This is a genomic window from Niveispirillum sp., assembly GCF_017996735.1.
Lineage (GTDB): Bacteria > Pseudomonadota > Alphaproteobacteria > Azospirillales > Azospirillaceae > Niveispirillum.
Map to the genome: position 1 here is coordinate 1 of NZ_JAGOGJ010000231.1, position 5,558 is coordinate 5,558.

10 protein-coding genes are annotated in these 5,558 nt (G+C 63.9%); 4 read left to right on the forward strand and 6 right to left on the reverse strand.

From position 1 onward, the window contains the following. Positions 1-247: hypothetical protein (locus KBA48_RS32085; RefSeq protein ID WP_292912740.1), on the forward strand; the 247-nt coding region annotated here is incomplete at its 5' end. A gap of 110 nt (positions 248-357) precedes the next feature. On the opposite strand, the gene KBA48_RS32090 is transcribed toward KBA48_RS32085, so the two are convergent. The 3 genes from KBA48_RS32090 to KBA48_RS32100 all read right to left on the reverse strand — a co-directional run bounded on the left by KBA48_RS32090 (position 358) and on the right by KBA48_RS32100 (position 1,258). Further along, positions 358-651: a type II toxin-antitoxin system RelE/ParE family toxin gene (locus tag KBA48_RS32090; RefSeq protein WP_292912741.1), complete on the reverse strand. Its 294-nt coding sequence runs from the start codon at positions 649-651 to the stop codon at positions 358-360. Further along, the gene (locus KBA48_RS32095; protein WP_292912742.1) at positions 639-917 is read right to left on the reverse strand and encodes a CopG family ribbon-helix-helix protein; all 279 of its coding nucleotides are present in this window, start codon (positions 915-917) and stop codon (positions 639-641) included. Before KBA48_RS32095 ends, KBA48_RS32090 begins: the two co-directional genes overlap by 13 nt. Positions 918-988: 71 nt before the next feature. Next, entirely contained in the window at positions 989-1,258 is a 270-nt protein-coding gene (locus tag KBA48_RS32100; RefSeq protein ID WP_292912743.1) for a hypothetical protein, read from the reverse strand. A 74-nt stretch (positions 1,259-1,332) separates the two neighbouring features. Between KBA48_RS32100 and parA the strand changes: the two genes are divergently transcribed. After that, a complete protein-coding gene (gene parA, locus KBA48_RS32105) occupies positions 1,333-1,962 on the forward strand; it encodes a ParA family partition ATPase (RefSeq protein WP_292912744.1) in 630 nt (209 codons plus the stop codon). Further along, a complete protein-coding gene (locus KBA48_RS32110; RefSeq protein WP_292912745.1) occupies positions 1,959-2,189 on the forward strand; it encodes a hypothetical protein in 231 nt (76 codons plus the stop codon). Before parA ends, KBA48_RS32110 begins: the two co-directional genes overlap by 4 nt. Positions 2,190-2,205: 16 nt before the next feature. Here KBA48_RS32110 and KBA48_RS32115 read toward each other — a convergent pair whose 3' ends face one another. The 3 genes from KBA48_RS32115 to KBA48_RS32125 all read right to left on the reverse strand — a co-directional run bounded on the left by KBA48_RS32115 (position 2,206) and on the right by KBA48_RS32125 (position 3,948). After that, positions 2,206-2,487 (reverse strand): hypothetical protein, encoded by a 282-nt coding sequence (locus KBA48_RS32115; protein WP_292912746.1) that lies wholly within the window; start codon positions 2,485-2,487, stop codon positions 2,206-2,208. A 17-nt stretch (positions 2,488-2,504) separates the two neighbouring features. Next, positions 2,505-3,068, reverse strand: coding sequence for a helix-turn-helix domain-containing protein (locus KBA48_RS32120; protein WP_292912747.1), 564 nt, complete (start codon positions 3,066-3,068; stop codon positions 2,505-2,507). Positions 3,069-3,660: 592 nt separating this feature from the next. Beyond that, positions 3,661-3,948, reverse strand: a complete 288-nt coding sequence (locus KBA48_RS32125; RefSeq protein ID WP_292912748.1) for a hypothetical protein — start codon at positions 3,946-3,948, stop codon at positions 3,661-3,663. Positions 3,949-4,106: 158 nt separating this feature from the next. Between KBA48_RS32125 and mobQ the strand changes: the two genes are divergently transcribed. Then, positions 4,107-5,558: MobQ family relaxase (gene mobQ / locus KBA48_RS32130; protein ID WP_292912749.1), on the forward strand; the 1,452-nt coding region annotated here is incomplete at its 3' end.

The following is a 5,558-nucleotide window of genomic DNA, read 5'->3' on the forward strand; positions in this document are numbered from 1 at the left end:
GTTCAAGACCGCGGCGGCGAAGCGTCATCACCGCCTGGGCGGCTGGGGTGACCAGGGCAGCGACTGGAAGGCCCTTCCCGCCCCTGTCCGGGAGCAGATCGAGGCATACAATCGTATGCTCCCCCCAAGCCAGGAGCGCCGGCTGGAGCAGTTGCGGGAGGCGTGGCGGAAGGCCCCCGAAGCGGCCCGGCAGTTGACCGATGTCTTGCGGGCGCGCGGCCAGGAGCGTGGTCTAGGCCGGGGCTGATCCCGTCCACATGCCCACCGGCAAACGCGGCCGCCCTGCGCGTGATGGGCGCTCCGGCCGGCCGCTTGCCCGTGGACATATGGACGGGATGGCTGCATCGCGGCTGCCGGCTATTGATAGCCCGCCTCTTTCTGATGGCGAACTGCCAGCAGCGTCACGGTTTCGCCGTCGAGGCGGTACAGGACGACATAGCCACTGTTGCCGAAGTCGATCAGCTTTTCCCGATATTCGGGGTCCATATCTTCCACAGGCCGCCCGATATGCGGCGTTTCTGCCAGAATCTTGGCCCCTTCCCGGATCGCGGCGACCGCGCGCCGGGCTGCATTGGCATCCTTTGGTTTTAACCAGCGATGAAGCCGGTCAACATCGTCCAGTGCGCTCGCCGTCCAGATCAGACGTGGCACTTCGGCTGCTCCGCATCGTCACCCGCTTCCAGCTTCGCCAACCAGGCGTCCGCTTCCTCAAGGGTCAGATGCAGGCCCGTCCGCTGATATTCCTCCCATGCCCGCATCGCGTCCTGCTTGAACGCTTCGCGCTTTTCCTCGCGCTCGACATACTGCGCGATGGCTTCACGCATGATCCAGTGCGAGCTACGCCGCCGCGCGGTGGCCAAATGCTGCACACGGTCTTTCAGGGTGTCATCCAGCTTGATAGATGTTGCCGCTGCCATAATCCCGACCTCGGTAGCGAAAGGTAATACCTTTCGCTAAGATACACTATTGGCTCCCGGCCATCCATCCCTCAAGGCAACCTGACTCCTTGCCCAGCGGCCGAACGGATCATGCCTTCCACGTCCTCAGTGGATAGGGCGCCGACCCGGCCGCGCCTGATGCGCTCGACGGTCTCCGCCTCGATGCCGAAAAGGGCACCGGCTTCCTTTGCCGTCATGCGACGATCCGTGATGTAGCGTTGCACGGCGGAGAGCCGAGAAGACCACAGCTTCATGGTCTCGGTGTCCTCGGCTGTGTCACAGATCGCATCCCACACGCTTTCAAAACGCTCGTTCGCCATGGCGATGCTCCCGTGCTATATGCTGTAATTCTGTAAATCATTAAATCAGCAAAGACACAAATCAGGAAATCACCATGATCGTCGCAGTGCTGAACCAGAAGGGCGGCGTCGGCAAGACCACGCTGGCCGTGAACATTGCGGCGACCTTGGCCCGTGAAGGCAAGCGTGTCCTGGTCATCGACGCGGACCCGCAGGGGAGTGCTCTGGACTGGGCTGCTGCCCGCCAGGGCGAGCCATTGGTGTCCGTCATCGGGTTGCCAAGGCCGACCATCCACAAGGAGGTTCGTCAGATCGGTGCCGCTTACGACCATATCATCATCGACGGCCCGCCCAGGGTCACTGATCTGGCCCGCAGCGCGATCATGGCGGCCGACCTCGTTCTCATTCCGGTGCAGCCCAGTCCCTACGATGTCTGGGCTGCGGCCGAGGTGGTGAAGCTCGTGGATGAAGCCCGATCCTTTAAAGATTTACTGAAATCAGTATTTGTAATAAATCGGAAAATTACAGGAACGGCCATCGGCCGGGATGTTGGCGAAGCCCTGGCCGCCTATTCCGTCCCAGTTCTGACCTCGACGGTTGGCCAGCGTGTCGTTTTCGCGGAGACGGCCGCGCAGGGGTTGGCGGCTTTCGAGGTTGATGCAGACGGGCCGGCAGCGGCCGAAGTCGGCGCATTGGTCGCCGAGATGCAGGAGATCGTGGCATGAGCGGGAAGAGGGTTTCGATAGGTGCCCGGCCGTCACAGCCGGCTATGGATGCTGATGCCTGGGTGCAGGAGCGGGGGGCACCAGAGACGCCCGAGAAGGTCCAGCGGCTGACGGTTGACGTGCCGGCAAGCTTGCATCGGAAGATCAAGGCTGCCGGTGCCCTAGAAGGGCGCACCATCTCTGAGATTGTGCGCGACCTGTTGATACAGAAATACGGAAATCATTAATTCTGTAAATCCGTCATCAACGATCCAGCCAGCCCGGCCCATATGCCGCGTCAGCTTGTGCGGTCTTCAAGCCCATATCGCGGATGAACTGGCCGCCGGCCCGGCTCTTGAGGCCCAAGAGGGTCTGCGCCGACAACTCTGTCAGACGCAACCAGGCCCAAGCCGTCTCTTCATCGCCGGCATGGCCGGCCGCCTGGGATTCGGCGAGATAGAGCAAGTCCATTCCACCTTCCCGGAGCAGGGCCTCGCGTTCTTCCTGATCGAGCAGGTAGCTTTTGGGGGCGGTGGCATCGGTCATCGTCGGTCCCTCGGTTGTCATTCCTCTTCCTCGGCTTTAAGCGCGGGCAAGTCTGCTTCTAGGCCGGGCAGACCGGGCTGCGAAGGTGGTGGAAGGCCTTCGCCGTGCGGTAGCTGGCGCTCACCAGGATAGAGCGAAGGGACACGTTCTAGGGGCGGTAGTGCACCGATCTCGTCTTTGTCGGGTTGTTCATCGTCAGATACGAGAACCGCCGCCGAAAACAGGCTGTAGCGGATACCATCACGCTTCCCCATCCATGCCACTCGGTCATTGACGATGTAGGCGTTTGTTGTGCCGACCCCGCCTAGCTGGCGTATTTCGATCCAGTTCTGCTCTTTGAGGACGCTAATTGCGCGCAGGACAGTATTACGAGAGCAGCCCATCATTCGTTGTAGATTGGGCACACTGGCAACAAGAGCGTTATGACGTCCCATGTTTCCGACGATTACATGCATAAGAGCGGCCGCTTTGGGATGGGAGCCGATTAGCTTCGCCCATTTCTCATGGGTTGCCCGCTCAGTTTGGACCCATGTTCCCCCAGGTGCAGTTGCCAGGGTTAAGCCTTTCTCTCTTGCCGCCATGATCCAGCCCTAGCTCATCTTCCGTTCACGGTGGGACTGCCCAGTCCCACCGGTGGACAACCATTATCCATCGGATGACATTTGTTGTCCACGAACGGCGAACAAAAATTGTCGATTAATTGACAATTTTTGTCAAACCCGTCCCATAGCTGGTGGGACGGGGTAGTCCCATAGCTGGTGGGACTACCCCCCCCTCTAAGACATTGATTTTCAACAACATTTTTTTTGCTCCTTCTATGATCTATATGACGGACCCCGAAGGGGGCCGCGAGCCGTCCATACGAAGGCCACCAAGCGAAGCCTCTAAGCGCAGCGCGGGTGGCCTATGGTCGTGTGGGCGGGTCGGCCGCCACGCGGATCATGCGACTTTTACGATAGTTATCCACAGATGTTCTACCGGCGCGTCTTCTTGGCACTCTGCGCCATACAGACGGCCGCGCACCGCCCCTTCGGGGCTGCGGCCGGTTCCGATCCGCGTAAGTGCGGATCGGCGCATGCCATAGCCTCCAGAAGCATCACAGGAGAGGCAGATGCGTGGATTTCGGTTTTTTGCTAGGGGAGGTGTGACGGCGATCTTTCCACGCTCTACGCCTCATCCTTTGCCGTTCTGTGAGCTATCCTGATCGAGCGCTTGAGCCATAGGGAGGCTTCTCAACTCGGCAAGGGTCGGTTCCAGGCGCTTCCGGTCATGGTCGCGGGTGATGTTGGATTCGACCTCCGCCAGCACCCAGGCCCGGATTTGAGGATCGCGGCGAGCGGCGGCCAGGAGCATCCCGCCGAGGATGATCTTGCGCCCGGTATCGACCTCGCGAGCTTTGGTCCGAAGGCGGGCAAGCTCGGCTTCGGCCTGCGCTATTTTCTGTTCGATGGTTGACGCCATAGGGTCTTTCTTTCTGCCATGAAGGGCAGCATCATGCCTGTTAATGCGGGGTGCGGGAACCCGGAGCGAGCAGCGAAGGGCGCACTTACGACTTGGCTTCGCCAAGTCCGTGCGGCCGGGGACACCCCGGCACCCCATCGACGCCAGGAGGAAAGAGGGTGGCAATCTACAGCGCCAGCACGAAGGTAATCGGCAGGGCAGCGGGCCGGTCGGCCGTTGCCGCCGCCGCCTATCGTGCCGGCGTGGCGCTGACCGACGAGCGCCAGGGTCTCGCCCACGACTACACCCGGAAGGGTGGCGTGGTGTCGGCCGAGATCGTGGCGCCCGATGGCGGAAGCGCCGACCGGGCCGCTCTGTGGAACGCCGCCGAGCAGGCCGAGACCCGCAAGGACGGCCGGACGGCCCGGGAATGGGTGGTGGCCCTGCCGGCCGAACTGGACGCCAGCCAGCGGGCCGATCTGGCCCGGGCGTTCGGGCAGGCGCTGGCGTCGCGCTATGGCGTGGCGGTCGACGTCGCCATTCATGCGCCCGGCCGGGAAGGGGATCAGCGGAACCACCACGCGCACCTGCTGTGCACGACCCGGCAGGTCAGCCGGGACGCGGCCGGGGGGCTGGTCCTGGGCGAGAAAGCCGCGATCGAGCTATCGGACGCCAAGCGGCGATCGCTGGGCCTCGGCGCCGGGCGGGACGAGGTGGAAAAGGTCCGCTCCGCCTGGGCGGACCTGACCAATCGGGCCTTGGAGCGGGCGGGCCGGGCCGAGCGGGTGGACCATCGCAGCTATGAGCGCCAGGGTCTCGACCGGGAGGCCGGCGAGCACCTGGGGCCGGCCGTGACCGCGCAGGAGCGGCGAGGCGTCGAGACCGAGCGGGGCGACCGGAATCGGGCCGTGGTGGACCGGAACGAGCGGCGGGCGGCGTTGCAGGGCCAGATCCTCGACCTGAAGGCCGAGCGGGAGCGCCGGGATCGAGACCGGGAAGCAGCCGAGGCGCGACGCCTGGACGGCATGACGGCGCAGGAGATAAGGGCCGAGGCCCAGCGGATCAGACCGCCCAGCGTCGCGGCCCTGGTCGCGGGCGACCGGGAGGTGATCCGAACGGCTGAAGCCTCTCGTCTCCTTGGCGTCAACCTATCCGATCAGAGGGGTCTGGTTGAACGATCCCGGCGGGAAATCGAAGCATTTCGGCAGGCCCACCCCTTCCGCGCCTGGCTGCACGACAAGGGCCTGGTCAAAGCCCCGCCGCTCGACCAGGCCGCGCGCCAGATGCAGGCGGCAGAGGCCGCCATCCCGAAGCTGGCGGCCCAGGATCAGGAGGCAGGGCGGATCGCGACGGCGACCAGTGACGCGGCCACGAAGCGGATCATCGAGGAGCAGCGGCCGGCGCTGGCGAAGGTGGCCGCGCTCGAGCGCAAGGCCGCCGAGCGGGAAGCCCTCGAGACGGCGGCTATGCGGGCCGACCTGCACGCGACGCAGGCGGTCCAGGCGTTCAAGACCGCGGCGGCGAAGCGTCATCACCGCCTGGGCGGCTGGGGTGACCAGGGCAGCGACTGGAAGGCCCTTCCCGCCCCTGTCCGGGAGCAGATCGAGGCATACAATCGTATGCTCCCCCCA